Genomic DNA, 24,258 nt, shown 5'->3' on the forward strand with positions numbered 1-24,258 from the left:
CTAACTCGTCATGTGCAGCCGCACTGTCGCGCGGGTTAGAATTTTGCCCTCGTGGTGAGCAGGAACGTGCGGCCGCGGCCGGTGTCGTCGGGAACGCTGTTTACGGTCCCCCCAGTACCTCCGGCACTCAGCGCCGGTGAGTAGGCCACATCCGTGAGATTGGTAACCGTCAGCCCGACGTTGATGTCGTTGGTGATTTTGTAATCGGAGAAGAGATCGTAGGTGGAGTAGCCATCATAGAATGCAGGCCCACCGAACGACTCTGTATTAAGATCGCCGGATTGGCTCTTCGACGTGAAATACGCGCGCGCACCTACGGTGAGACGCTGATCGAAGAACCTCAAACCGCCCGTAACGGTGGCGATATCGCCCGGCAAATAGCTGTGCATGCCGAGACCGTCCAACTGCGACGGAAGCGTTGTGTGATTATGGCTATAGCTCAGGCCTGCGAAAACGTATCCAGCATCATAAGTACCTTGAAGTTCGACGCCTTCAACCTTTGAGATGCCTGGATTGTTCGCGTAGAACCAAAGTAGGCCCAAAGGATCTACGGTGCTGGCTGTGATGTAATTCTCTACATCCATCGTGTAGTAATCGCCCTTGAAACGGAATGAATCGCCGGGCTGGAAGAGGCCTTCAAACTTTGAGTTGAGGCCAAACTCCCAACCTTTTTGTGATTCAGGTTGCAGGTACGGATTGGGGGCAAACTGAGTGGGATCTCCCCCTGTGTCCGGATGGACGCCGCCGAGCAGCGTCTCAGAAACCGATGGCGCGCGGAACGAATTGGACCACTTCACATATGGCTGAAACCATTCAGCGGGTTTTGCTGCCAATGTCAGCGTCGGGCTAAATCCACCATCCGATTTGTCAACACTATACGGACCCGTTGTAAGAAACGGCGGAAGCACCGGAGTGTATGAAAATCCGGGGCCAAAATTGAGGGTATCCACGAAAACGGTGCCGTTACCCTTGAGATTATAGTCGTCGTAGCGAAGGCCGACGATGAAATCGAAGATGCTCTTGGAGAAGGTCGTCTCTGAGAACGCACCCCGGATCGTCGAGTCACCCGATTGATTCACACCGCCCTTTTTATCCGGATCGAGCTTGTTCCATGCACTGACGTCGTCGTGGAAATATTCGTATCCGTAGTTCGATTTGACGTGAATGCCGCTTAAGTCAAATAAGGATGTGTTGGATACATCAAACCCTAATCCGACATCCTCAATTCGGCGCCCAGAAGAGTCGGAACTTTGACCTGGTGTCAGCCCACTGGCAGGGCTGAGATATGCCATATTCAGATCGCTTCCGGAGAAGTTTGCGCGAAAATCGATCAAATCGCTTCCGGGATTGTATTCGTAGCCGACCTTATAGATTTTGGAATCGATGCTTTGATTGTATGAGTTCGCGGTGAAGTCGTTGTTGTAGAGAACGGTACCGAACGACAGCTGCTGCGTCGGGTCGATCTGGATGTGGACTTTCGCCAATCCGGAGATCAGGTCCTGATCGGTGAACGGCACTCGCTGCCCGAGGCCGTTATCGTAATCATCCACGTTGTGCTTGCTGATGGCACCGGCGACGCTGACGGCTCCGCTTCGAATGGCGCCTGCACCCATTTCGGAAAATCCGACGCCGTTGCTTCCCCATGACAGGCTGGTGAGCGCACCGTAGTTGCTCCCAGGCTTCAGGATATCGTCAACATCGAGCGTATGCAGATCAGCAGTACCCGCGAGTGCGCCTGCGCCACCCACTCCAGAGACCGCTCCGCGTTGGACCTCGATACTCGACAATAGCAGCGGATCGACGTAGGCGAAGCCAGAGGCATCGTGTCCGGTGAAGCGGAAGTTCTGCCGAACTCCGTCAATCATCATATTCACGCGACCCTGACCTTCGAAGCCGCGAATGTTAATGGCTAAGCCCGGGTTATTCGGATCATTTCCCGTCGAGACGCCGGGCATAGCGCGAAGGACATCCTGGACGTTCGTTTGACCGAATGTCTGGATCTCGCCTTGTCCGGCAACGCTCACGCTTGCTGGCGTATTATATGGCGCATCGATCTTCGCGGCTTGATTGCCGCCATTCGTTGTCGCAGGCGGCGGAGCGGCAGGCGCGGCGGCTTGAGCAGGTGCGGGCTTCGGCTTGTTTTTCGCGGCGCTGCTCTTCTTTGCTTTCGCGCCCTGAACGTCGATACCCGGGAGCTGCGTTTCTTGCGCCGATGCGGTTCCGGTCAATGCCAACGCGGCCGCCGAAACGGTCAGCGCCAGCGCGGCTTTGCTGAAGCCGCCGCAAACCGGGATTTGTCGCGATCCTGTCGTTAGCGAATCCGCACTCTTAAAATCGTCAACGCCGCGCACAGCCATTCCATCGTCCCCCGTGGTTCCAAAGTTGTTACGGGGCTGGCTGGCTGGGCGCTTAAGCGCACATTGGCGGGCTTGCCTCTTCTTCGCGGATCCTCCCCCGGAGGTGCTCACAATGAAGATCCCGATGCGTTTACCGGGCTGATGCGAACATTATTAAAGTCTACGTTATGAGTCAACAATGAGGCGCTGTTAAGTTGTGGCATTGCGGACACAAAATCGATCGATTGCATCGCGCAATCCGGCACCGACGCGATTACGGCCCTGGCATCGGATTCGCTTGGCGCGAAAGCCGATGACCGAGGGCCGCAAACAGCGTCTTGCTTCGAACGCCGGTGTTGGGTTCGTTCGGACCTTAGTTCAGGCCGAGCTTGCCGCGCAGCGTCGAGAGGTCGGTCGCGAGCGCGTTGACTTTGGCGGCCAGCACCTTGCGGTCTTCTTCCGTCAACTTGTCGTAAAGCTCGTAACCGTCAGCCGTCTTGTACTTGGCGAGCGTCTCGTCGACGACCTTGAAGTTCCCGTCGACCTTCTTCACGAAGTCGGCGTTGTCCTTCTCGATCAGCGGCTTCACGAGTTCGTAGATCTTCTGCGATCCGTCGAAGTTCGCCTTGAAGTCCCACAGGTCGGTGTGGCTGTAGCGATCTTCCTCGCCCGAAATCTTGGTCGCCGCGACTTCTTCCATCAGAGCGGCTGCACCGCCGACAACTGTTTCCGGCGGGAACGTCAGGTTCTCGATACGCTTGTTGAGATCCTTGACGTCAGCAAGAAGCTGTTCGGCATACGGCTCGAGCCCCTTAGTGCTGTTGTCAGTCCACAGGCCATATTCGATGCGATGGAAGCCCGAGAACTTCGGGTCTTTCTCCTTGCCTTCGAAGTCGTCGGCGCGCGCGTCGATGGTGTGGTCGAGGTCGGAGAAGAGTTCCGCGATCGGCTCGATGCCTTCATAATTCATGCGCGTCGGAGCGAAGAGAGCCTTGGCCTTCGCGACGTCACCGGCCTTGATGGCATCGGTAAACTTCATCGTGTTGGCGAGAAGCTTCTCCGTGTTGTCGGCCACGTAGCTCTTGTACGCGGCAAGCGGCTCTACGAGCTTGGAGTCTTCTTCCGCATACGCCGTCCCTGCGTATCCGAGCACCGCGGCGAGTGCTGTCGCGGCCATGAAGTGTCGCCTCATTGGTCGTCTCTCCGTTCTATGGGGTTTTAGGATCGTGTTGGCGGTACCGCCGCCGCGGCCTTGGCCAACTCTTGGCCCAGATAGTCACCAGCTTCCCGCGCCCCTGGAAGAACGAAGAAATAACCACCACCAATTGGCTTGATGTATTCCTCTAACGGCTCGCCATCGAGCCGCGTCTGCACGGCAATGAACCCTCTTTCGAGGTCTGATTGGTAGGCAATGAACAGCAGCCCTTGATCGAGCTGTCCGTTCTTCGTGATGCCGCTGGAATAATTGAACGGCCGACGAAGCATAAGATTCTTATGTGATTCAGGCGTGCGCGGATTGGCGAGCCTGATGTGCGCATCTAGACGTGTGATTCTCCCTTCAGGATCCTTTGCGTAATTGGGAACATCAGTTTCCGTTGTGCCGTCCATCGGCGCGCCGGACATTTTCTCTCGGCCGATAATGCGTTCCTGTTCTCCGAGCGGGGTGCGGTCCCAACGCTCGACGAAATTACGAATGATACGGACGGCCTGATAGGTTCCGCCCACCGCCCATTCGGGTTCGTCGTGGCCCTTGCCGACCCATACGATCTCATCCATCAGCGCCGTATCGCCGGAATGGGGGTTGGCAGAACCATCGCGAAAGCCAAGAAAGTTTCGCGCGCTTTGCACCTTGCCGTCAGCATCCGGCAGAATGGTCGGAACGCTGCCCTCCTGCTTCCAGCGCGGGAGGAGATATTCCGGCATGTTTTTCAGAATGTCGCGCAGCGCGTGGATATTCGTGTCGGCGGTGTTCGAGCAAAACTGCAACGACAAATCGCCGTGGCAGCACTCGGCTTCGAGCGCATCGTTCTTGAATTGAGTCATGCGCTGGAGATGGCGGGGCTTCAACGGCTTGAGCCACGGGCGCGTGTCGAATAGCGAGTCACCGAGACCGACCGTGATGGTCAGGTTATCGGGAAGCACATCAGGCCCGAGGATGCCGGAATCGGCGGGCGGTAGCTTCGGATCAAGCGCCGCCGGCTTGCCGCCTTGCGTCAGGAATACGATGCGCTCGGTCAGCTTGCGCAGCATCCCGTCGAAATCAGCCGGCGTATCGGCAATGACGTCGAAGGCCACAAGCATGCCGTTGGCGGGACGCGCCGTCACGATGCCCGCCTGATGCACGCCATAGAACGGGACGCTTTGCTCAACGTCGGCGCGGTGGCTTGCGGGCGCGTCGGTGACCTGCTTGGCATCTGCGACGGCGTTCTCGGCGACCAAGCTCGACGCCCACGCGCTACCAGCGGCGACGCCGAGACCGAGCAGAAGCTTGCGGCGGTCCGCGCTTAAAGCGACTCGTTCGTCCGGCGTGGACTTTCGATCATGTGCCATTGGAATCAATCCCTATAGCGGACGGCAATCCGTTGAGTGCGTCCGCGAGATTTGCGAAGGCCGCCGCCAGCTCTTTGCGCTGGTCCACGCCGTTTGACGTTTGGGTTGCTGCTCCCGAGTCGCTCTTTTGCTTGGCGACTTCATTTTCCGCGGAGCGGAAAGCCGTATCGATTTTTTGCGCGAGTTCCGGATTGACCGGCTTTACGACCGGCTGCAGGAGTCCGACGATCTTGCCTATGCCTTCGAGATTAGCCTCGAGATCGGAAAGGTCGGTCTCGACGAAACGGTTCTCCCCGACAGGAAGGCGGTCGCGCGAAAGCTGCGTCGCGAAATTGCCGGAGCTGTCGATGAGAACATCGGGCGTCATCTTCATGGCTTTGAGACGCTCGTCGAGGGTCGTCAAATCGGCGACGAGCCGATCGGCGACGGGCGCTAGTCCATCGACGCTCTTGGTCGCAAAGAGTCCGCGCTCGATGCGGTGATAACCGAGAAACGCCGGATCGTTCTCGCGCTTCTCGAAATAGTCGGCAACCGGATCAATCGTGTTCTGCAAATCGGAAAAACGATAAACGACCGGCTCGATGCGCTTGTAGGGCTGCCGGGCGGCAATATAGAGCGCCTGGGCCTTGGCAAGGTCGCCGGCCTTGATCGCATCGTCGAGTTCTTTCGCGGTGCGTATAGCGGCAGCGCTCTGACGCCCGAGATAGAATTTGTACTCCGAGAGCGGTCCGAGGAAATTGCGCATTGTTGTGTGCGCCGACTGCGCGCGCGCCTCTTCCGACGGCGTGACATGCAGGGTTCCGCGCGGATTGGAAAGAAGACCGCAGGTGACTTCATAATCGCCCGGCGCCAAGCGCACCTTCAATGTCTGCTTAAAGCCCGGCGCGATATTCTCGCGCTCCGCCACAACCATCACGCCTTCGAGAATCTCCCATTCAACGGGGCGTTCCGACTTGTTGGAAATCTCAAATGTTCTCTCGCCGGCGGGAACGGAGAACGTGTTCGGTTCGCAGGCTTTCGAGGTGACGGTCACGGGAATCGCGGCAACCGCCTTTTCGTGGTGGTTCTTCAAAGTAGCGACGTAGAAGGCTACTCCGGCGACGAGCACGAGCCCCGCGGCTCCGGCGACACCAAGATACATCAAGCGAGACGAAGGGGCCGAGGGCTTCCCTTTGCCGGCATCAGGCGCGGACATTTTTATTTTCCTGGTAGGCTTTCACGGATGCGCCGTCCGAGCGGACAGGCCGGAGGTAGAGATAGAGAACGACCACAAGGAATGCGATGTAGACAATGACTTCGCCGATCGTCGGATTTTCCTGGTAGCTGAAGACACCAGATAGAATGGTTCCAAGCACGCTTGAGATTGGCAGGACCGCGCTCATGTCGTAGGCGGGCTGCTGCAGACCATTCCAAATGCCGGCTTCGTGCAGCGCTCCGACCGAAGCCGCGAGAATGCCGGCGGCAACGAAAATGATGAATATGCCGGTCCACTGAAAGAACCGACGCAGATCGAGCCGGACGCCGCCGACATAAATGATCAGGCCGACCGCCACCGCCATTGCGATCCCTGCGAGCGCGCCTAAAGGTGCGGCGATGCCATCGCTCTGCTGAAAGATCGCAAGCAGGAAGAAGACCGACTCGAGCCCCTCGCGCGCGACCGCGAAGAACACCAAGCAAATCAGGCCCCACGTCCCGCCATGCGACGAGGCGAGCGCTTCTTCGACCGAGTGCTGGAGCTCGGACTTAATCGACCGGGCGGCCTTTCGCATCCAGAAAACCATCGAGATGAGCACAGCGACGGCGATAAATCCGACGAGCGCCTCGAATAATTCCTGGGCTTTCTGCGGAAACTCGGCGCTCACAAAGAGAAGGCCAGCGCCCGCGAAAAGCGAAACGGCCACGGCGAGCAACACGCCCACCCAAACAGCCGGCATCCATTCGGCTCGTCCCGTCTGAGCGAGATAGGTCGCGACAATTCCGGTGATGAGCGCTGCTTCGATGCCTTCGCGAAGCATGATCAAAAATGGGGCGAGCACGCTCTCTTCCCCTCGCTTGATTTCTGAGAGTGATGATGACGGAGATAGGAAACTTGACTTCTGTAATCAAGTTTCCATATGTCGCAACTGTTCTTGATCAAAATCAATTTTTGGCAATGTTCGCCTTTCGTCGGTAGCCGCCGCCCAGGCGTCGTTAGGCTTTTGATTTTCTTAACAAGCTGGCGACGCGCCGCGCTCGACTTTTATGCTCGAAATCGAACCGTTCTAAATTTGCGAAAACGCGCGCGTCGGATTCAAACGCCGTCCCGCCATCAGCCTACTTTCCTGCGTTGGCTTAACCGCTGCGACGCGAGGCACGCAATTCGGCCATAGTCATCTCGCATAAAATGTTATATTATACGTTTTATTCAATTCGCATATGGCTTCTTATCATGACGAACCACGACCCGTTTCAGCGCTCCCTGATGTCACAGCCAGCCTACATGCGGCTTCTGGGTGTTTGCCTCATTCTCGTGGCGCTCTGGATCGCAATCCATTGGGCGGTGGCGCTCGCATGAGGCAGCCCGTGATCAAGCTTGACGACGTAACTGTCGCCTACGCGCGCCATCCTGCCGTGCATCACTTATCCGGAACCTTCGACGAAGGTAGCATGACCGCGATCGCTGGTCCGAACGGCGCCGGCAAGTCGACCCTGTTGAAGGCGATCATGGGCGAACTTCCGCTGGCGGAAGGCACCATCGTTCGCGGCGGATTGTCGGCATCCGATTTCGGTTATCTGCCGCAGGCCGCCGAAATCGATCGTCAATTTCCGATGAGTGTCGCCGATACTGTGATGCTCGGCGCCTGGCGCCGGAGCGGCGCGTTCGGTTGCGTCGACATCGCGACGTCGACGAAAGCACGAGATGCTTTGGCGGCTGTCGGACTGAGCGGATTCGGCGGCCGCACGATCGGCTCACTCTCCGCCGGGCAATTCCAGCGCGTGCTTTTTGCGCGCCTTCTGCTGCAAGACGCGAAGATCATCGTTCTCGACGAACCATTTACCGCGATCGACGCACGCACCACGCGAGATCTTCTGGATATCGTTTGCCGTTGGCACAAGGAAGGGCGGACGATCATCGCGGTTCTCCACGATTTCGATCAGGTCAGGGCGCATTTCCCAGAGACGCTGCTTCTCGCGCGCGAGGCAATCGGTTGGGGTCCGACCGAAGTCGCGATGTCCTCGCGGAATTTGCTGCGCGCTCGCACCATGGCGGAAAGCTGGGACGAAGGCGCCGAGGTTTGCGTTCCGGATGCGGCCGTCGCATGACTCTGCACGCCATCTTCATCTCGCCGTTCGTCGACTACGGATTCATGCGCCGGGCGCTTGTCGCATGTTTCGGCCTCGCGCTCGGCTCGGCTCCGGTCGGCGTGCTCTTGATGCTGCGACGGATGAGCCTCATGGGCGATGCCATGAGCCACGCCATTCTCCCTGGCGCAGCGGTAGGATTCCTGATCGCGGGCGGCCTCTCGCTTCCGGCGATGGGCCTCGGCGGACTGGTGGCGGGCCTCAGCATCGCGCTGCTTTCGGGCGTCATCAGCCGGACGACGGCACTTCGCGAGGACGCAAGCTTCGCAAGCTTTTATTTGACGTCTCTCGCTCTCGGGGTGCTGATCGTTTCGCTGCGCGGTTCGAACATCGATCTGCTGCACGTCTTGTTTGGAACCATCCTCGCCATCGATGCGAAGGCGCTTTATCTCGTAGGCGGAATTGCATCTCTCACGATCGTCATTCTGGCGGTCGTCTATCGGCCCCTCGTCGCGGAATGCTTCGATCCCGGATTTCTACGGGCCGTCGGCGGACATGGCTCGCTCTTCCACTTCCTCTTTCTTTTGCTCGTCGTTCTCAATCTCGTCGCAAGCTTCGAAGCGCTCGGAACGCTCATGGCCGTCGGCCTGATGATGCTGCCCGCCGCAGTTGCACGGCTCTGGGCGACGACATTGCCAGCGATGTTCGCGGTCGCCGCCGTTACCGCGGCTATCTCGGGATATCTCGGCCTCGTCGCGTCGTTCCATTTCGCGTTGGCGTCAGGCCCGACGATCATCCTGACGGCAAGCTGCATCTACGTCGCGTCATTGCTTCTGAGCCCCTCAGGCTTGGCGCAGCGTTTCTATCCACGTCGTCACTTTAAAGCATAAACAGGAGATCGATCATGAGAGTTACGAACTTGCTCTTGGGATTTTTGGCATCGACAGCCGCTGGCGTGGGATTCGCCGGGGCCGCTTCCGCCAAGACGCTCAATGCCGTGGCGAGCTTCACCGTGCTGGCCGACGTCGTGAAGCAAGTCGGCGGAGATCATATCAACGTGAAAAGCCTCGTCCCGCCAGACGGCGACCCACACGAATTCGAGCCGTCGCCGAACGATGCGAAGTCGCTGAAAGAAGCCGACATCACGTTCCTCAGCGGCGAGGGACTGGAGACCTGGTTCGAAAAGCTGGTTACTGCGTCCGGTTATGGCGGCACGCCTTACGTCGTTTCTAAGGGCATCAAGACGAGGAAGATGGAAGAAGATGGCAAGACTGTTACCGATCCGCATGTCTGGAACAGCCCGGTCAACGTCAAGATCTGGGTCGCCAACATCGAGAAGGCGCTCGCCGCCGCGGATCCGGCGGATGCCGCCGACTTCAAGGCGAACGCCACCAAGTATTCCAAGGAACTCGACGATCTCAACACCTATGCGAAGTCGGTCCTCGAAACCGTTCCGAAGGACAGGCGCAAGATCCTGACGAGCCACGACGCCTTCGGTTACTTCGGCAGAGAATATGGCGTGCAGTTTCTTTCGCCTGTCGGGCTTTCGACGGAAACCGAAGCATCGGCCGCCGACGTCGCGAAGTTGATCGATCAAATCAAGACGGAGAAGGTCAAAACGTACTTCTTCGAAAACTCCAACGACTCGCGGCTCGTCGAGCAAATCGCGAAAGCAACCGGCGCGCAGCCGGGTGGCGAGCTTTACGTGGAATCGTTGTCGAAGGCTGACGGCCCGGCGCCGACCTACACCAAGATGTTCCACTACAATGTCGAGCAGATCTCGAAAGCATTCGCCGGAACCTGATCCGCGCGGCGCATTTCACTAAGTAATTTCGCGGCGAGTCTCACGGGGCTCGCCGCGATTGCGTTTGACCTCTTAATGGACGTCAGGATCGCTGTAGCAGGCGCGCATCGCTTCACAACGGTGCGGACCTGCGAAGTGCATATTGTCACCCTTGGCCGCGCCGATGAAATCGCAGACTTGGTTCAATCCATCTTCGTTGAGCCAGCCTTCGCGGCGGCCTCTCTGGACGCCGAAGCAGTCGGCGGTTTGCTCATCCGGGCCACGGAACTGATGCCCGCACTCATGCGAGTAGATCCAAAGCTCGACCGCCCGTGGCAGCTTGTCGAGAAGCCGCGTGTTGAGAATGATGAAGCCGGGATAGGCGGCGCCGTAGTCGTCGAGCTTGTCATCGATCACAGTCGGACGCGCTCCGCACTGGATACGATAGTCTTTCAGCTTGAGCTGGCCGACCGGCACCAGACGGGCGCTTCCATTCGTATAGCCGATATATTCCTCCGCGGTCGGGCCGCTATCTGAAACTCCGGCCAGGGCAAGGATTGGTGCGATGAGGCAGAGGCGCGCGAGTCGTTTCGAAAATTTCATATCGGCGATCGTCCATTCTCCGGTGCATGCGACCACGACCAATCCGGGAAGCATATCAGCCGCCTCCCTGCGGTCATAATCGTACCGCGTATATTCAATAATATAACATACGATTCAAGCAGCCAGAGTTGCATCGCGCAGCGCTTTCCGGGGACTTCCATGGGACATTTAAACCGAGGCCAAACGGTCGATCGTCGGCGCGGCCGATGGTCCGGATTGATGGTGGCCTGCGCCGCCGGGTTTGCCGTTTTGATGATGTCGTTCGGTGTTGTCGCACAAGCCGCCACGGAAGCCCCTGCCGGCATAAAATCTCCGTTCGGATTGACGGGCGCAATGCAAGCCCCGCCAGCTCGCGATACCTCCATCGTGACGCGCGTCATCGATAGCGCCTGGTCCATTCTCATGTTCGAGCAGCATCGCCTCACGCAGAATATGACGGGCGCGGTGCGCAATCTCAAATCGACCACCAACGTTGCCGCGGCGACGGGCGGACTTGTTGTCGCAAGCTTCATCTACGGCATCCTTCACGCCGTCGGTCCGGGGCATGGCAAGGCGGTGATCTCATCCTACATGCTGGCGGACAAGGAGACGCTTCGGCGCGGAATATTCCTCGCGTTTCTATCGTCGCTTATCCAAGCGCTGTCGGCAATTGTGCTGATTGGCGGACTTTACGCCGCGGCGCTGGCCACCGGGCTGCAGACGAAGTGGGCCGAAGGCTGGCTTGAAACACTCAGCTGGGGCGCGGTAGCCGTCGTCGGGGCTTGGCTGATGTTCAAGCAGCTTTGGCCGATGTTCGCGCGGCGCGGCGCGGCAACAAAAGCGCACGATCTTCATGATCATGCGCACAACCACGATCATGACCACGATGCGCACATCGCATCTGCATCAGACGGGCACGATCATTCCCATGATCACGACCACGATCATGGTTCGGGCCACGTTCATGACGAGCACTGCGGGCACGCGCACTTACCGGGACCGGAAGAACTTACAAGCAAGCTGACGTGGAGCCGGGCGCTCGCGATATCGTTTTCGATCGGCATCCGGCCATGCACCGGAGCGTTGCTCGTCATTATCTTCGCCGCCACGCAGGGATTGATCTGGGCCGGAATTCTGGCGACGTTTGCGATGGCGTTCGGAACGGCATTGACAGTATCCGCCCTCGCCGCCATTTCGGTCGGGTCGCGCAACCTCGCGATCGCGCTCGCCGGCGCGGAAAGCCGGTGGGGTAACTTCGTCGCGCGCAGCGCAAGCATCGTAAGTTCCGCTGCCGTATTCGTGCTTGGAACCGTCTTCTTCTTCGCGTCTTTCCACGATACGCGGCCATTTTAACCGGCTGCCATTACGCGAGTGGATTTCCATAGATGTGGAAATCCGGCCGTTTGTCGGGTTAAACATAGGTCCCGACAAAGGAGCCCACACTTGACCGGCATTCTTCGCTCTCAGGCCGCCGCCGTGCTCGGCTCGGCATTCTGCATCTTCGCGGCGACGAACGCGGCTGTCGCCAAGGTGCGTGTCTGCCAAGAACAGGATCAGCATTACGACCAGATCAAAGCGAGTGCCGGTCCGTTGGAGAGCAACGCCGCGCTCTCCGCCGCTGCGGACAAGGGATGCATGACCCTCGCTCGCCGCCTTCTCGACGACGGGGCTTCGCTCGGCTCAAGAGACCGCCAAGGCGCGATGCCGCTCACCCACGCGGCAAGGGCTGGAAATAATGACATCGTCGAACTGTTCATCGCGCGTGGCGCTGCCATCAATGCGCGTGATCTCGACGGCTCGACGGCGCTGTACGTGGCCACCGAACAGGACAATCAACAGACCGTCCAAGCCCTTGTCGCGCACGGCGCCGATATCAACCTGCCGGGGCGAAGCGGCCTCACGCCGATCGAGGCTGCGGCATACATGGGCAATGAAACGCTCGTGCGGCTGCTTCTCGATAAGGGCGCCGATCCCAAGCGCACGGACGCGACCGGCAAGGGTCCGCTCTGCTATGCGGTCGCGCGCGGATTTGCGAAGGTCGCCGGTGTTCTTCTCGATCACGCCATCGACGTCAACCAGCGCTACGGCAATGACCTGACTGCGTTGATGTGGGCTGCGGGGCATGAGGATGGCGCCGGTTCGAGCGACGTCGGCGATGTCGTGACTCTCCTGATCAAGCGCGGCGCGCGTCTCAACGATCAAGACAACCGCGGGCGCTCGGCGCTGATGATCGCAGCTTCGCTCGGGCACGAGAAGGCTGTCGATGTGCTGCTTGCACAGGGCGCCGATCGAAGCTTGCGAGACAAGTCCGGAAAAACGGCGGCCGACTTGGCGGCCAATGACGAATTGCGAAAAAAGCTCGCGGTCGGCTGACGCTGCGCGAAGTTTCTACTGACCGTCGCCGCCGATAACCGTCAGACTTGCGAGGCACTGCGCAATCGGATCGAGATCGGCGGGCTGCGCCGCGTTCATGAGATCCGACATGCCGGGATTGTTGGCGCGCGAATGGTCACGAAAATCAGTCATCGTTTTCAGGAGATAGCCGCTCTGCTGGCCTGCGAGTCGCGGTGTTGAGCTATCGCCCTGATACTGATCGAGATGGCACGACGTGCAGCCGATCGAACCGATCACCGTGAGGGCGTGCTTGGTGATGTCTTTCGATGGCGATGGCTGCGCCAGGTTCGGCCATTTCAAACCGGCGAAATGCGCGGCCAGCGCTTTCATGTCGTCTTTGCTCAGATCGGCGGCGATCGCCGACATCTGATCGTTCTTGCGGGCGCCGCCCTTAAAGTCGCGGAGCTCGATATAGAGATAGCCCTGGTTCTGGCCCCAGATGATCGGCGTGGTCTTTTCCTGCGGAATGCCATTCTCGCCGTGGCATCCGGCGCAAATCTGGACCTTGTCGTCGATGGTGTCGGCGGATGCCGGATTTCCGGCGAGTGAGATTGCGGCTGCGAGCAACCCAACCAAAATTCCTGCGTGCCGCATGTCGAAACTCCCGGTCGTCGATCTGCGATGGAAAATGAGAAAGGAGCACAGAGCGCTCCTTCCAATTTGTCTTTCGATTACGCTATCAGTTCAGCGTAAAGGCAATGATATTGTTGCCGCGCTTGAAGTCGATTTGCGTGTTTCCGCCAGCGCCGACGACCACATACTCTTTGCCGTCGAGTGCGTAGGCTGCCGGCGGCGCGTTGACTCCGGCGCCGCATTGGAACGACCAAAGAACCTTGCCGCTCTCAGCGTTGTAGGCGCGGAACCAGCCATTGGCTTCGCCGGCGAAGACAAGGTCGCCAGCCGTCGTCAGCGGGCCACCCATCATCGGCTCCGGAGTCTTCACCTGCCATTTGATCTTGCCGGTGTCGTAGTTAACCGCCGTGACGTTGCCGAAGGACGCTTCGGTCGGGATCACCTTGAAAGCGCCGCCGAGCCACAGCTTGCCATCGGGATAGGGGCTCGACTGCACCTGATAGGTCATCGGCTGATGCAGGTTGACGGCATACGTCAGCGCGAGCTTCGGGTTGACCGCCATCGGCGACCACTCGACGCCGCCGTTTGCCCCCGGAAGCATGCGAGCACCCTCGGCTGTCGGCAGGGTCCACATGTTTTCCTGCGCGACCATCGGTTCGGAGAAGCGGATCAGGCTGCAGTCCTTGCGGTCGTGGACGTAGACGAAGCCGGTCTTGCCGCCGTGGATGACGCCGGGAATGACCTTGCCGTCCTTATCCTTGACGTCGACGAGGATCGGCGGGCTCACGGAATCGAAATCCCACACGTCATGCGGGATGTACTGGAGATGGCAAACGTATTTGCCGGTGTCGAGATCGAGCGACACAAGGGAGTCGGTGTAGAGGTTGTCGCCGGGGCGGAGCGAGCCGTCGAGGTCGGGCGATGGGTTGCCGACCACGAAGAAGATGCGATTGAGCTTCAGATCGACTGCGGGGTTCTGCCAAACGCCGCCGCCAAGCGTCTTGTAGGGATCGCCCGTCTTGGCGAGCTGGGCTTTTTCAGCCTCGATATCACGGTGCAAATCCTTGCCGGTGGCATCTTTGGTTGCCCACACGCCGACCGAGTTTTCCGGCGTCGTGTCGAAATTCCAAATTTGTTTGCCGGTTTTTGCGTCGTAGGCGCGAATGAAACCGCGAATACCGTATTCACCGCCGTTCGTGCCGATGATGATCTTGCCGTTGACGGCAGTCGGCGCCATCGTTTCGCTATAGCCGTCTTCGGGGTCGGCGATTTCCGTCTCCCAGACCAAACTGCCGGTTTTGGCGTCGAGGGCGACGAGCTTGGCGTCGAGCGTCGCGATATAGACCTTGTCGTCGTAGACTGCAGCGCCGCGATTGTTCGGGCCGCAGCAATAGGTCGTGATCGGACCCATCTTGTGTTTGTAGTGCCAATATTGCTCGCCCGTCTTGGCGTTGAGCGCGTAGACGTGATCGAACGAGGTCGTGACGTACATGACGTTGCCGACGATGATCGGCGTCGTCTCGAGGGACTCTTTCACATCCATCTGGAAGATCCAGGCCGGGCGAAGCTTGGTCACGTTGCCGGTATTGATCTGCTTGCCGAGATAATAGCGCGTCTGGTCGTAATTGCCGTTGGTATGAAGGAACTGCTTGATGTCCTTCCCGGCGTTCGTCAGTTCTTCTTGCGTGACTGTCGGCGCTGGCGCGCCCTGAACGGCCTCTTTCGATTTGTGCTCGATTTCTTGGGCGCTGACGGCGGCGGATGCCGAAAACGCGAGCAATGCCGCAAGAGCCGCCGCGTGCGCGTGGCTGCTTCTTTTACTGACCATGTTGTCCTCGCTTACTGGAAGTTCGGGCCGGCCGCCGATGTCGGCTAGGGGGGAACGAACCGCACCTTTACAGCACTTATAGTGCGCCTGCCAATTTTTCCCGGCAATAGGGTCATATTTTCCAAAGTATCGAAGCTATTGTTCTCTTATGCATTCCGAGACACTTCGCCGCCGGATAATTCGAAATTAAATGTATGGGAATTGTCCGGCACGCGGCAGGGACGCCGCCAAGTTTTCAATTCCTTATAGATTTGAGCGCCCAGCGCCGGCCATTCGATGTCAGTTCGACGACCGAGAGCGGCGCGATGTCGATATTCCAGAACGAGGCCGGACCGGCGTGAATCGCAGCCAATATTGCAACGCGAATGACTGCCGGATGCGTGACGGCAACGATGCGTTCTTCGCGCGCCGACATGGTCTGCAGCCAGATGGAAATTCGCGCGAAAAGTCCCTCGACGGTTTCGCCGCCATGGGGCGCAGACTCTGGATCGGAAAGCCAACTCGACAAAGCGTCCGGGTCGGACTCTGCGACGCTATTCAACGTGCGGCCCGCCCAGCTGCCGAGATCGAGATCGCGGAGAGAAGCATCGATTTCTGGATCGAGCCCCAAGGCAGCTGCCGTCTCGAGCGCACGTTTCGCCGGGCTTGAGAGGACGACCACCGAGTTTCGGAATTCGGCGGCCATCGCTGCCGCATCCCTTCGTCCGTAGTCGTCAAGCCCCTCGTCCAAGGGGAAGGCCGCGGCCCTCACCGCCGGGGTCGATGCGTTGGCAACCAATGTTAGGCGTGGCGGCATATTCGCTTAATTGCTCGCGTTGACAAACTTCGGGGCCGCCCTATGGTGAGTTGTGCATCATCGCGGGCAGGAAGCCGGTGAAAATCCGGAACGGTCGCGCCACTGTAATCGCGGGTCGCTTTAAGCGTCCATCGAAAGTCAGACCCTCCTTGTGATCAGAGCACAGCTTGAAACGGGACGCGTAATCCCACGGAGGCACTTTCCATGACTTACTCTTCTACTGCGCAAGGCGGTTTCACCGCGCCTATCCCTGTTCGCGAAATTCTACCCTGGGCAGTCTTCGCCGGATTATTGTGCCTTATCGCCATGTATTTCATCGGCGTCGAAGAAGGAGCAATGGCGATGTTCAACGGCATGTACGTGCATGAATTCGTGCATGACGGCCGCCATCTCCTCGGCTTTCCTTGCCATTAAGCTCAGCGGAGATTTGCATCGATGGGAAATTTATTGCTGCGCGGCATGCTTGCCGGGCTTCTCGCTGGCTTTTTGGCATTCGGCTTCGCCAAGGTCTTCGGTGAACCGCAGGTCGACCGTGCTATCGGATTCGAAGAGCAGATGGCGAAAGCCAAGGGCGAGCCTGAAGAGCCAGAAATCGTCAGTCGTGCGGTTCAAGCAAGTATTGGCTTGTTCACGGGCGTTACTGTTGTTGGAGCCGCAATGGGCGGCCTCTTTGCACTCGCCTTTGCTTTCGTAAATGGCCGGCTTGTCCAATTGCCACCGCGCACCGCCACCTTGATCGTGGCGGCGCTCGGGTTCATGGCCATCTACGTCGTTCCAAATCTCAAGTATCCCGCTAACCCTCCCTCGGTGGGTTCGCCGGAAACGATAGGTCTTCGAACCCAGCTCTACTTCGGGATGATCGCGTTTTCACTTGCGGCTTTGGCAATCGCGATCAGCGCAGGACGGCAGTTCGTTGCCAAGTTCGGAACGTTGAACGCGACGTTGATCGGGGCCGCCGTCTACATCGTCTTGGCGTCGATCGCGGGATACATGCTGCCGCCGATCAACGAGGTTCCGGGAGGCTTCCCTGCCGATCTGCTTTGGAATTTCCGTATCGTTTCGTTCGGAATTCAGGGCATTCTTTGGACAGCAATCGCGCTGATCTTCGGTGCCTCTCTTGAGAGAGCGCGCACGAAAGAAGCGCATTAGCGTCGAACCTCCTTTGCCGGACCGCCATTGGTGGTCTGGCATCGGCCGTCGACGGAAGGTTCATCTAGACGTGGCGCGACATTCTCCCTGCATCGGCATTTGCAAGCTCGATGAGGCCACCGGCTTTTGTCTGGGATGCGGCCGCACTGGCCCCGAAATCGGCGACTGGATCGCGATGAGCGAGAGCCAACGAGATGCCCTTTGGGAAAAGCTCCCTGAGCGGCTCGCGGCTCTTTCGGTCCGCGTTCGTTTGCTGCCAATGATCCGAGACGAGCTCGTCGATTGGGTCGCGGAGGGTATAGAAGCCGGCAGCGGCACCTGGGTTGTGGGTGCGCCGGGCGCAATCGCGGAATTTCCCTCGCGAAGCGAGCAAACCATTCGCGTCGACATCGATGGTGGCGTGCTTACAGCGCGGCGAAGCGATGCTTCATTGCGCCTTTTCCTAACGGAGAAGGTTCGAGCCTTTGCGTTTAATGACGGCGGCCCGATCGTGCTAGGCCTCCCGCGTGGCCGCGCGGGGCTAGCGTCGGCCGCCGGACTGCGATCGCTTGGCCCCGACACTGCCGCGATCGACGAGGCCCAGCGCAACGAGCAATTGTTCGACATGGGAATCGGCCGCCAGTACACCCGCTTTTGCGTCCGCACCGGGGACGAGGTCCTCGTCTCGATGCTCTCCGACAATGACGGCCGCCACTGGTCGCAAGCCATGCCGCTCATTCAAAGCAAACTGGTTGACGTCGGCCCGCACCGCGTCGTCGAAAGCGCGGCGGCGCGGATTGAAGTGTTCACGAAAATCCCTCTCCCCGGCGAGCTGTCGCCCGCCGGCGCGCGTACGCATTTTTTGCCGGAATTTCTGAAGTCCGGGGAAGAGATTGCGGCGGGCCTCTCGCCGCCCGATTACGCAGCGCCTGTTGCGATCTTTTATCCCAATAAAACATAGGCAAATCGGCCTGCTGCGCCGGAAAAGATGTCTTGTCCCCAGGTCTTGGGCCGCACGGCGCGTTGCCGGGTTGAGAGCCCACCAGCGCCGTAGTAGTGACGTTTTCGACGATTAGTTTGGGCTTCGATAACCAGAGAGAGGACCGGATGCGCAGCATTAGCCTTGGACTCGTGTTCGCTGCCGCGGCGGCTTTGATTTCGGCGCCGGCATCGGCGGACGATCGGCTGCAATCTTCGTTCACCGCGCTGGTTGGCAAAGGTTTCGAGGTCAAATCCGTAACGCTCATTCCTCTCGAGGTTGCCAAGAGAGTCACGGAGAAGGTCAAAACGGACAATGTCGTCGTCACGCTGCAGAAGCAGGAAACGGTTGCGGTCTGCTATGTCGCGTTCGCCAATTGGGCGTTCATGAACAAGGCTTCGCTCGATTCTTCGACGCTGTGTGAGGTTCGTTCGTCGGCAACCGAGGAGAGCGCGGCTCCGCCAGCAGCGCCAGCGCCGACAGCAGAGGCGCCTCCAGCCGAGCCGACACCCTCCGCGCCGTTGCCTGAGGCGGCACCGCCCAGCCCGCCTGCAACCAATCCGTGACTTTCTAAGCGCGGTCGGCGGGCTGACTGGTCTTAGTCAGCGCCGCCTTTATTCGAGGCGTCGCGAAGTCCAGAAAGGCCCTGAGCTTCAGCGGCAGAAGGCCGTTGCCCGCATGGACGAGGCTTACCGGAACCGGTAACGGCTCAAATGACTCCAGCACGATCTCGAGTTTGCCGTCAGCGAGCGGCGCGGCGACCTGGTAGGATAGCACCCGCGTAATCCCAACGCCCGCAACAGCCATATCGATAGCCGCTTCGGCGGTATTGACGACGAGCCGCGAGTGAATGGCGACCGATTGCGGCGCTCCATTGCTCCAGAACGTCCATGCGCGCGGCGACATCAGCCCTTCGAATGTGATGCAGTCGTGCGATCCGAGATCATTGGGAGTCACAGGTGTTCCGCGTGCTTCAAGATAGCCGGGGCTGGCGCAGACGACTCGACGGATCGATCCGAGACGCGCTGCGACGAGGCTGCTATCCGGTAGATCGCCAATCCGAAGCGCGACGTCGACGTGCTCTTCGAGGATGTTCACGACGCGGTCGGCCAGCGTGATGCGGACGTCGATTTCCGGGTAAGCTTTCAGAAAGGCGCCGACGATCGGCAGCACATGCAGCCGGCCGAAAACGATCGGCGCGGTGACCACCAGTTCGCCTCTCGGCGCGCGATATTCTCCGGAGGCGGCGCGTTCGGCTTCGACCACGTCTTCGAGGATTTTGCGGCACGAGGCGACGTACGACTGTCCGGCGTCGGTCAGCTCTAATCGGCGGCTGCCCCTATTCAACAGACGCGTGTGAAGGTGGGCTTCGAGTTCCGAAACTTTCCGGCTCACGGTCGCGAGCGGCATGCCGAGCCGGCGGGCGCCGGCGGACAAGCTACCCGCATCGACAGCCGCGAGAAGAACGGACATGGAGTCGAAGCGGTCCATTTATCTCTCAAATTCCGGTAGGGCGCCTGCCGATAATCGCGTCTATTTCGCAAAAATGAAAGGGCTTAGTTCAACGGCGCTGGCCGATCCTGGCCTGACTAGAGAGGAATTGACCGATGTCACGCATCGCAACGCCCGCCACAATCGCAGACGCCCCAGCCGCGTCGCAGCCGCTCCTGGAAGCCGTCAACAAGCAACTCGGCGTCGTTCCCAATATGTTTCGTTTGATCTCCAATAGCCCGGCGGCCCTTGAGGGGTACCTCAGTCTTTCAGGCGCTCTTTCCAAGGGGAAACTGCCGCCCCAGACGCGTGAGCGCATTGCTCTGGCTGTCGCGGAGGTCAATGGGTGCAGCTATTGCCTGTCGGCGCATACCTACCTCGCGCGAAATCTCGCGAAGCTGGACGACGCTGAAATCACGGCCAATCGCAATGGCGCTTCGAACGATCCGAAGGCCGACGCGGCTGTCCGCTTCGCCACAAAAGTGGTGCAAGAGCGCGGTCACATCAATGACGCGGATTTTGCAGCCGTGAAAGCAGCCGGATACGACGATGGGCAGATTATCGAGATCATCCAACATGTGGCGCTGAATTTCTGGACGAACTTTCTCAATGAGGCGGTCAGGACGGATATCGATTTTCCCGTCGTCACGCCGGGTCACCGCGCCTGAACCCACGAAAATCGCCGCAGGCCGGATGGGACTGCGGCAATTTCTTTTGGCTAGCGCGCGACGCGTTAACTTAAATGGGACCGGCGCGAGTCGCCCATCGAGAACGGCGAGCCGGTGGATGATGGCGGGCATGCCTTAGTCTCACCATCGGGAATGGCCATATCCCCAAAAGATAGATTATCGTTTCACCCATTTACACAGCGAGCGAATGTGAAAACCGGAACGACTTCGATTTTGCGCGCGGCATCGACGGGGACGCTGTTCGCGGTTCTCATGTTTGCCGACGCGCAGGCGTGTTTCGCGCACAGCGGAACAGCCGATGAGCAGCAGGCCTGCACGCCGGACGTCTTCCGGCTGTGCTCCGCCCAGATCCCAAGCGAAGACCGTATTGTCGCCTGCTTGAACAAGAACATGGCGAAGCTCAGCCCGGCGTGCCGGGCGGTGATGAAGGGGGATTCGCCGAAATCGAAATCGCGCGAAAAGAGCTGAAGTCGATGCTTCTCAAAAACCGATCCCGCGAGGTTCGAACTGTGCGACGAAAATTTCGAATTGGAGCGGCGGTGGCCGTCTGCCTCACGACTGGAGCGATCTTGATCGCTGGATCACGCGCGTCGTTTGCTCATAGCGGAACGGCGGACGAACAGTCGGCATGCACATCTGACGTTCTGAGCCTCTGTTTTTGGGACATTCCCAGTGAGGACAAGATCGTCGCATGTCTGAATAAGAATATCAGTCGTCTCAGCCCCGAATGTCGCAAAGTGATTGCGGGAGACGATGACGACCAGAAGAGCAAGTCTCCGAAAAAATAGTCGGAAGCGCTGCCGATCTTGTGACGAACGTCACGACGACAGCAGCGCATTTGTCAGGCGCGGCCGCGCGCAGCTCTCGCCCCATCAAGTTGAAGCGCATCGCGGACAGTATCGACGATGCCCTGGGCCGAAAGGCCAGCGCGCTGGTTCATGACTTCGGGCTTGTCCTGATCGACGAACACGTCCGGCATGACCTTTGAACGGACCTTGAGGCCGCGGTCGAGCAGGCCGTTTTCCGCGAGGTAGTGGAGTACGTGGCTGCCGAAGCCGCCAACCGAGCCCTCTTCGATGGTGACGAGGACATCGTGGTTTTCGGCCAGATTGCGGATGAGATCGGTATCGAGCGGCTTCATGAAGCGGGCATCGGCCACCGTTGCCGACAGGCCCAGCGCCGCCAACTGATCGGCGGCTTTCAGCGTTTCCTGCAGCCGTGTGCCGAGCGATAGCAGCGCGATTGTCGATCCTTCGCGCAGAATACGGCCTTTGCCGATTTCGAGAGGCACGCCGACTTCGGGCATCTCGACGCCCGTGCCCTCGCCGCGCGGATAACGGAAGGCGCTCGGACGGTCGTCGATCGCCGCAGCGGTCGCGACCATGTGCTTCAGTTCAGCTTCGTCCGCCGGGGCCATGATGACCATATTGGGCAGGCAACCGAGGTACGCGAGGTCGAACGACCCGGCGTGCGTCGCGCCGTCGGCACCGACGAACCCGGCGCGGTCGATTGCGAAACGTACCGGCAGGCTTTGAAGGGCGACGTCGTGGACGACCTGATCGTAGCCTCGCTGCAGGAACGTGGAATAGAGCGCGCAGAACGGCTTCATGCCTTCCGTCGCGAGTCCGGCCGCGAAGGTCACGGCGTGTTGCTCGGCGATGCCGACATCGAACGTGCGATCCGGGAATGCGCGGCCGAAGACGTCGAGGCCCGTACCGTCGGGCATTGCAGCCGTAATAGCGACGATCTTGTCGTCCTTCTTGGCTTCGGCGATGAGACTGTCGGCAAACACGCGCGTGTATGACGGCGCCGACGCCGGGGTCTTGGCCTGCACGCCTGTCACGACGTTGAACTTCGCGACACCATGATACTTGTCGGGCGATGCTTCGGCGGGCGCGTAGCCCTTACCCTTCTGCGTCACGACGTGAACGAGAATTGGTCCCTGCTCGGCGTCGCGAACATTCCTCAAGACCGGAACGAGTTGGCTGAGATCGTGTCCATCGATCGGGCCGATGTAATAGAAGCCCAGTTCTTCGAACCAAGCACCGCCGTGCCAAAGATTGCGGGTGTATTCCTCGACGCGCGCCGCGCGTTGCTCCCAGCTTTTCGGCAGGCGCTTCGCAAGCTGCTTAGCGAGGTCGCGGACGTAGAGATAGGAATCGCTCGATGTCGCCCGGGCGAGATAGGACGACAACGCACCCGTCGGCGGCGCGATCGACATATCATTATCATTGAGAATGACGATCAACCGCTCGCTGCGAGCGCCGGCATTGTTCATCGCCTCATAGGCCATGCCCGCGCTCATCGCGCCGTCGCCGATCACGGCAATGACGTTGTTCGAGCCGCCCGACATTTCGCGGGCCACCGCCATGCCGAGGCCGGCGGAGATGGACGTCGAGGAATGCGCGGCGCCGAAAGGATCGTATTCGCTTTCGGTGCGCTTGGTGAAACCGGAAAGGCCTCCCGGCTGACGGAGCGTGCGGATGCGATCGCGGCGGCCCGTCAAAATCTTATGCGGATAGGTCTGGTGACTGACGTCCCAGATCAGCCGATCGCGCGGCGTGTCGAAGAGATAGTGCAAAGCGACCGTCAGTTCGACGACGCCGAGCCCGGCGCCCAGGTGGCCGCCCGTCTGCGAAACGGCGTCGATCAGTTCAGTGCGAAGTTCCGCCGCGAGTTGCGGAAGTTCGCTTTCGGACAGTTGCTTTAGATCGTCCGGTGTAACGACCTGATCCAAAAGCGGTGTTTTGGACAGGCGAGCAACCCTTGCATCCATTGTCCGAACTCCCCCAAGTACTGCTCGAGTCCTGGCTCGATAGTAGACTATGAACTCATGACACGGCGCAAAAAATGGAACATACCGCGCGGGTCAGACTCTGCGGGGACGTGTTGCATCCAAGCCTCACAAATAGGAGTCTCGGTCGGCTAAATACCGCCATCGTGTCTGCCTAAGGCCTTATAGCCGAAACGCTAATATCGGCGGGGCAAGTTTTCATTTTCGAACAGTTTAAGGGAGGGGCAATGGTCCCGATCAGGAAATTGCACACGCTTGGGGCATCGTTCGCAGTTTTTCTCATGGCATCAGTCTCGACGACGTCGCTTGCTGTTGCGCAGGCCGCCGATACGCCGGAAGCAACAATCGGCAGCCTTAATGCAGCACTTCTCGGCACGATGAAGCAGGCTCAGTCATTGGGTGTGCAGGGACGGTATCAGGCGCTCTCGCCGGTATTGGCTAAGACCTACGACACCGCTTTGATGGCGCGTCTCGCCGTCGGCCAGGGTTGGAGTTCGCTGCCGCCCGCGCAGCAGGAGGAGATCATCACTTCGTTCCGGCGCATGATGATTGCGACTTACGCAAAGCGCTTCGACGGATTTTCCGGCGAATCTTTCCAAATTGTCGAGATTTCCAACCGCGGAACTGCAGACAAGATGGTCAAGACTCAGATCATTCAGAGCAACGGCAAGCCCGTCGCGATCAACTATTTGATGCGGAAATCGGGACCGGATTGGAAGATCGTCGACATTTATCTCGATGGCACGATCAGCGAACTCGCGAGCCGTCGCGCGGAGTTTTCCACAATTTTGAAATCGGGCGGACCCGATGCGCTCATCGCGTCGCTCAAGAAGCAGGGGGACAAGCTTCTCTCGGGGAGCTGAGGGACGGTTTCATTCCGCCTAAGACATGAGGCGTCGGCTTGATTTGGCCGGCGCCTTTTTATTTGCCGATGCCGATATGGCCGGCGGAAGAAGCGAGGGTATCCGGAATAACGAACAAGGCGAGCTGACGCCCGAGCAAGTTGTCCGACGACATTTCAGTCGTCGCGATGTCGCCCATCCGGGCGCCGCG

Annotated in this window: 24 protein-coding genes and 1 riboswitch; of the genes, 13 read left to right on the plus strand and 11 right to left on the minus strand. The window is 59.3% G+C overall.

From position 1 onward, the window contains the following. Nucleotides 1-35: 35 nt before the first annotated feature. The 5 genes from WC811_RS08295 to efeU form a co-directional block, all read right to left on the minus strand. Nucleotides 36-2,357, minus strand: a complete 2,322-nt coding sequence (locus tag WC811_RS08295; RefSeq protein WP_372642932.1) for a TonB-dependent receptor domain-containing protein — start codon at nucleotides 2,355-2,357, stop codon at nucleotides 36-38. A gap of 352 nt (nucleotides 2,358-2,709) precedes the next feature. Then, a complete protein-coding gene (efeO, locus tag WC811_RS08300) occupies nucleotides 2,710-3,513 on the minus strand; it encodes an iron uptake system protein EfeO (RefSeq protein ID WP_372642935.1) in 804 nt (267 codons plus the stop codon). 41 nt (nucleotides 3,514-3,554) lie between these two features. Next, nucleotides 3,555-4,886 carry an iron uptake transporter deferrochelatase/peroxidase subunit gene (gene efeB / locus WC811_RS08305; protein ID WP_372642937.1) on the minus strand — a complete coding sequence of 444 codons (1,332 nt, stop codon included), beginning with the start codon at nucleotides 4,884-4,886 and terminating at the stop codon, nucleotides 3,555-3,557. After that, nucleotides 4,876-6,081 (minus strand): iron uptake system protein EfeO, encoded by a 1,206-nt coding sequence (gene efeO, locus WC811_RS08310; RefSeq protein WP_372642940.1) that lies wholly within the window; start codon nucleotides 6,079-6,081, stop codon nucleotides 4,876-4,878. The genes efeB and efeO (WC811_RS08310) overlap by 11 nt, the downstream gene beginning before the upstream one ends. Continuing rightward, entirely contained in the window at nucleotides 6,068-6,922 is an 855-nt protein-coding gene (gene efeU / locus WC811_RS08315; protein ID WP_372642943.1) for an iron uptake transporter permease EfeU, read from the minus strand. The genes efeO (WC811_RS08310) and efeU overlap by 14 nt, the downstream gene beginning before the upstream one ends. A gap of 392 nt (nucleotides 6,923-7,314) precedes the next feature. Here efeU and WC811_RS08320 point away from each other — a divergent pair, with 392 nt between their 5' ends. Genes WC811_RS08320 through WC811_RS08335 form a run of 4 tightly spaced genes read left to right on the plus strand, consistent with a single transcriptional unit; the run spans nucleotide 7,315 to nucleotide 9,972 of the window. Further along, nucleotides 7,315-7,440, plus strand: coding sequence for a hypothetical protein (locus WC811_RS08320; RefSeq protein WP_372642946.1), 126 nt, complete (start codon nucleotides 7,315-7,317; stop codon nucleotides 7,438-7,440). Then, entirely contained in the window at nucleotides 7,437-8,189 is a 753-nt protein-coding gene (locus tag WC811_RS08325; protein ID WP_372642949.1) for a metal ABC transporter ATP-binding protein, read from the plus strand. The genes WC811_RS08320 and WC811_RS08325 overlap by 4 nt, the downstream gene beginning before the upstream one ends. After that, nucleotides 8,186-9,058, plus strand: a complete 873-nt coding sequence (locus WC811_RS08330) for a metal ABC transporter permease (protein WP_372642952.1) — start codon at nucleotides 8,186-8,188, stop codon at nucleotides 9,056-9,058. Before WC811_RS08325 ends, WC811_RS08330 begins: the two co-directional genes overlap by 4 nt. Before the next feature lie 14 nt (nucleotides 9,059-9,072). Continuing rightward, nucleotides 9,073-9,972, plus strand: coding sequence for a metal ABC transporter solute-binding protein, Zn/Mn family (locus WC811_RS08335; protein WP_372642955.1), 900 nt, complete (start codon nucleotides 9,073-9,075; stop codon nucleotides 9,970-9,972). Between the two features lie 72 nt (nucleotides 9,973-10,044). On the opposite strand, the gene WC811_RS08340 is transcribed toward WC811_RS08335, so the two are convergent. Further along, nucleotides 10,045-10,608, minus strand: a complete 564-nt coding sequence (locus tag WC811_RS08340; RefSeq protein ID WP_372642957.1) for a hypothetical protein — start codon at nucleotides 10,606-10,608, stop codon at nucleotides 10,045-10,047. 105 nt (nucleotides 10,609-10,713) lie between these two features. Here WC811_RS08340 and WC811_RS08345 point away from each other — a divergent pair, with 105 nt between their 5' ends. Both WC811_RS08345 and WC811_RS08350 read left to right on the plus strand, forming a co-directional pair. Then, nucleotides 10,714-11,886, plus strand: a complete 1,173-nt coding sequence (locus WC811_RS08345) for a nickel/cobalt transporter (protein ID WP_372642959.1) — start codon at nucleotides 10,714-10,716, stop codon at nucleotides 11,884-11,886. Nucleotides 11,887-11,976: 90 nt separating this feature from the next. Beyond that, the gene (locus WC811_RS08350) at nucleotides 11,977-12,906 is read left to right on the plus strand and encodes an ankyrin repeat domain-containing protein (protein WP_372642963.1); all 930 of its coding nucleotides are present in this window, start codon (nucleotides 11,977-11,979) and stop codon (nucleotides 12,904-12,906) included. Nucleotides 12,907-12,921: 15 nt separating this feature from the next. Here WC811_RS08350 and WC811_RS08355 read toward each other — a convergent pair whose 3' ends face one another. From WC811_RS08355 to WC811_RS08365, 3 genes are all read right to left on the minus strand, one after another. Continuing rightward, nucleotides 12,922-13,521, minus strand: a complete 600-nt coding sequence (locus WC811_RS08355; RefSeq protein ID WP_372642966.1) for a cytochrome c — start codon at nucleotides 13,519-13,521, stop codon at nucleotides 12,922-12,924. Nucleotides 13,522-13,606: 85 nt separating this feature from the next. Further along, nucleotides 13,607-15,328, minus strand: coding sequence for a pyrroloquinoline quinone-dependent dehydrogenase (locus WC811_RS08360; RefSeq protein WP_372642970.1), 1,722 nt, complete (start codon nucleotides 15,326-15,328; stop codon nucleotides 13,607-13,609). Between the two features lie 235 nt (nucleotides 15,329-15,563). Continuing rightward, nucleotides 15,564-16,124 carry a histidine phosphatase family protein gene (locus tag WC811_RS08365; protein ID WP_372642972.1) on the minus strand — a complete coding sequence of 187 codons (561 nt, stop codon included), beginning with the start codon at nucleotides 16,122-16,124 and terminating at the stop codon, nucleotides 15,564-15,566. A 15-nt stretch (nucleotides 16,125-16,139) separates the two neighbouring features. Further along, nucleotides 16,140-16,291: riboswitch (cobalamin riboswitch) on the plus strand. Between the two features lie 37 nt (nucleotides 16,292-16,328). Between WC811_RS08365 and WC811_RS08370 the strand changes: the two genes are divergently transcribed. The 4 genes from WC811_RS08370 to WC811_RS08385 all read left to right on the plus strand — a co-directional run bounded on the left by WC811_RS08370 (nucleotide 16,329) and on the right by WC811_RS08385 (nucleotide 18,797). Further along, nucleotides 16,329-16,538 carry a CbtB-domain containing protein gene (locus WC811_RS08370; RefSeq protein ID WP_372642975.1) on the plus strand — a complete coding sequence of 70 codons (210 nt, stop codon included), beginning with the start codon at nucleotides 16,329-16,331 and terminating at the stop codon, nucleotides 16,536-16,538. Between the two features lie 21 nt (nucleotides 16,539-16,559). Then, complete coding sequence (locus tag WC811_RS08375) at nucleotides 16,560-17,273, plus strand: CbtA family protein (protein WP_372642977.1); 714 nt, start codon at nucleotides 16,560-16,562, stop codon at nucleotides 17,271-17,273. Between the two features lie 70 nt (nucleotides 17,274-17,343). Next, entirely contained in the window at nucleotides 17,344-18,213 is an 870-nt protein-coding gene (locus tag WC811_RS08380; protein ID WP_372642980.1) for a DUF1289 domain-containing protein, read from the plus strand. Between the two features lie 146 nt (nucleotides 18,214-18,359). Further along, nucleotides 18,360-18,797, plus strand: a complete 438-nt coding sequence (locus tag WC811_RS08385; RefSeq protein WP_372642983.1) for a hypothetical protein — start codon at nucleotides 18,360-18,362, stop codon at nucleotides 18,795-18,797. A 4-nt stretch (nucleotides 18,798-18,801) separates the two neighbouring features. Here WC811_RS08385 and WC811_RS08390 read toward each other — a convergent pair whose 3' ends face one another. After that, nucleotides 18,802-19,722, minus strand: a complete 921-nt coding sequence (locus WC811_RS08390) for a LysR family transcriptional regulator (protein WP_372642985.1) — start codon at nucleotides 19,720-19,722, stop codon at nucleotides 18,802-18,804. 116 nt (nucleotides 19,723-19,838) lie between these two features. Between WC811_RS08390 and WC811_RS08395 the strand changes: the two genes are divergently transcribed. Further along, nucleotides 19,839-20,390, plus strand: a complete 552-nt coding sequence (locus WC811_RS08395) for a carboxymuconolactone decarboxylase family protein (RefSeq protein ID WP_372642988.1) — start codon at nucleotides 19,839-19,841, stop codon at nucleotides 20,388-20,390. 210 nt (nucleotides 20,391-20,600) lie between these two features. Continuing rightward, complete coding sequence (locus tag WC811_RS08400; protein ID WP_372642990.1) at nucleotides 20,601-20,879, plus strand: hypothetical protein; 279 nt, start codon at nucleotides 20,601-20,603, stop codon at nucleotides 20,877-20,879. Nucleotides 20,880-21,252: 373 nt separating this feature from the next. Here WC811_RS08400 and dxs read toward each other — a convergent pair whose 3' ends face one another. Then, a complete protein-coding gene (dxs, locus tag WC811_RS08405) occupies nucleotides 21,253-23,187 on the minus strand; it encodes a 1-deoxy-D-xylulose-5-phosphate synthase (protein ID WP_372642993.1) in 1,935 nt (644 codons plus the stop codon). A 245-nt stretch (nucleotides 23,188-23,432) separates the two neighbouring features. Between dxs and WC811_RS08410 the strand changes: the two genes are divergently transcribed. Next, a complete protein-coding gene (locus WC811_RS08410) occupies nucleotides 23,433-24,068 on the plus strand; it encodes an ABC transporter substrate-binding protein (protein WP_372642995.1) in 636 nt (211 codons plus the stop codon). The last annotated feature ends 190 nt before the right edge of the window (nucleotides 24,069-24,258 follow it).

It is taken from the genome of Hyphomicrobium sp., assembly GCF_041659645.1.
GTDB lineage: Bacteria > Pseudomonadota > Alphaproteobacteria > Rhizobiales > Hyphomicrobiaceae > Hyphomicrobium_B.

Bases quoted from the DNA above. Each gene is read 5' to 3' on its own strand.
- WC811_RS08375 (WP_372642977.1), top strand. From the start codon at position 16,560: ATGGGAAATTTATTGCTGCGCGGCATGCTTGCCGGGCTTCTCGCTGGC.
- efeB (WP_372642937.1), bottom strand. From the start codon at position 4,886: ATGGCACATGATCGAAAGTCCACGCCGGACGAACGAGTCGCTTTAAGC.
- WC811_RS08355 (WP_372642966.1), bottom strand. From the start codon at position 13,521: ATGCGGCACGCAGGAATTTTGGTTGGGTTGCTCGCAGCCGCAATCTCA.
- efeO (WP_372642940.1), bottom strand. From the start codon at position 6,081: ATGTCCGCGCCTGATGCCGGCAAAGGGAAGCCCTCGGCCCCTTCGTCT.
- WC811_RS08340 (WP_372642957.1), bottom strand. From the start codon at position 10,608: ATGCTTCCCGGATTGGTCGTGGTCGCATGCACCGGAGAATGGACGATC.
- WC811_RS08335 (WP_372642955.1), top strand. From the start codon at position 9,073: ATGAGAGTTACGAACTTGCTCTTGGGATTTTTGGCATCGACAGCCGCT.
- WC811_RS08365 (WP_372642972.1), bottom strand. From the start codon at position 16,124: ATGCCGCCACGCCTAACATTGGTTGCCAACGCATCGACCCCGGCGGTG.
- WC811_RS08330 (WP_372642952.1), top strand. From the start codon at position 8,186: ATGACTCTGCACGCCATCTTCATCTCGCCGTTCGTCGACTACGGATTC.
- WC811_RS08295 (WP_372642932.1), bottom strand. From the start codon at position 2,357: ATGGCTGTGCGCGGCGTTGACGATTTTAAGAGTGCGGATTCGCTAACG.
- dxs (WP_372642993.1), bottom strand. From the start codon at position 23,187: ATGGATGCAAGGGTTGCTCGCCTGTCCAAAACACCGCTTTTGGATCAG.
- efeO (WP_372642935.1), bottom strand. From the start codon at position 3,513: ATGGCCGCGACAGCACTCGCCGCGGTGCTCGGATACGCAGGGACGGCG.
- WC811_RS08320 (WP_372642946.1), top strand. From the start codon at position 7,315: ATGACGAACCACGACCCGTTTCAGCGCTCCCTGATGTCACAGCCAGCC.
- WC811_RS08345 (WP_372642959.1), top strand. From the start codon at position 10,714: ATGGGACATTTAAACCGAGGCCAAACGGTCGATCGTCGGCGCGGCCGA.
- WC811_RS08390 (WP_372642985.1), bottom strand. From the start codon at position 19,722: ATGGACCGCTTCGACTCCATGTCCGTTCTTCTCGCGGCTGTCGATGCG.
- WC811_RS08360 (WP_372642970.1), bottom strand. From the start codon at position 15,328: ATGGTCAGTAAAAGAAGCAGCCACGCGCACGCGGCGGCTCTTGCGGCA.
- WC811_RS08370 (WP_372642975.1), top strand. From the start codon at position 16,329: ATGACTTACTCTTCTACTGCGCAAGGCGGTTTCACCGCGCCTATCCCT.
- WC811_RS08410 (WP_372642995.1), top strand. From the start codon at position 23,433: ATGGTCCCGATCAGGAAATTGCACACGCTTGGGGCATCGTTCGCAGTT.
- WC811_RS08385 (WP_372642983.1), top strand. From the start codon at position 18,360: ATGCGCAGCATTAGCCTTGGACTCGTGTTCGCTGCCGCGGCGGCTTTG.
- WC811_RS08395 (WP_372642988.1), top strand. From the start codon at position 19,839: ATGTCACGCATCGCAACGCCCGCCACAATCGCAGACGCCCCAGCCGCG.
- WC811_RS08325 (WP_372642949.1), top strand. From the start codon at position 7,437: ATGAGGCAGCCCGTGATCAAGCTTGACGACGTAACTGTCGCCTACGCG.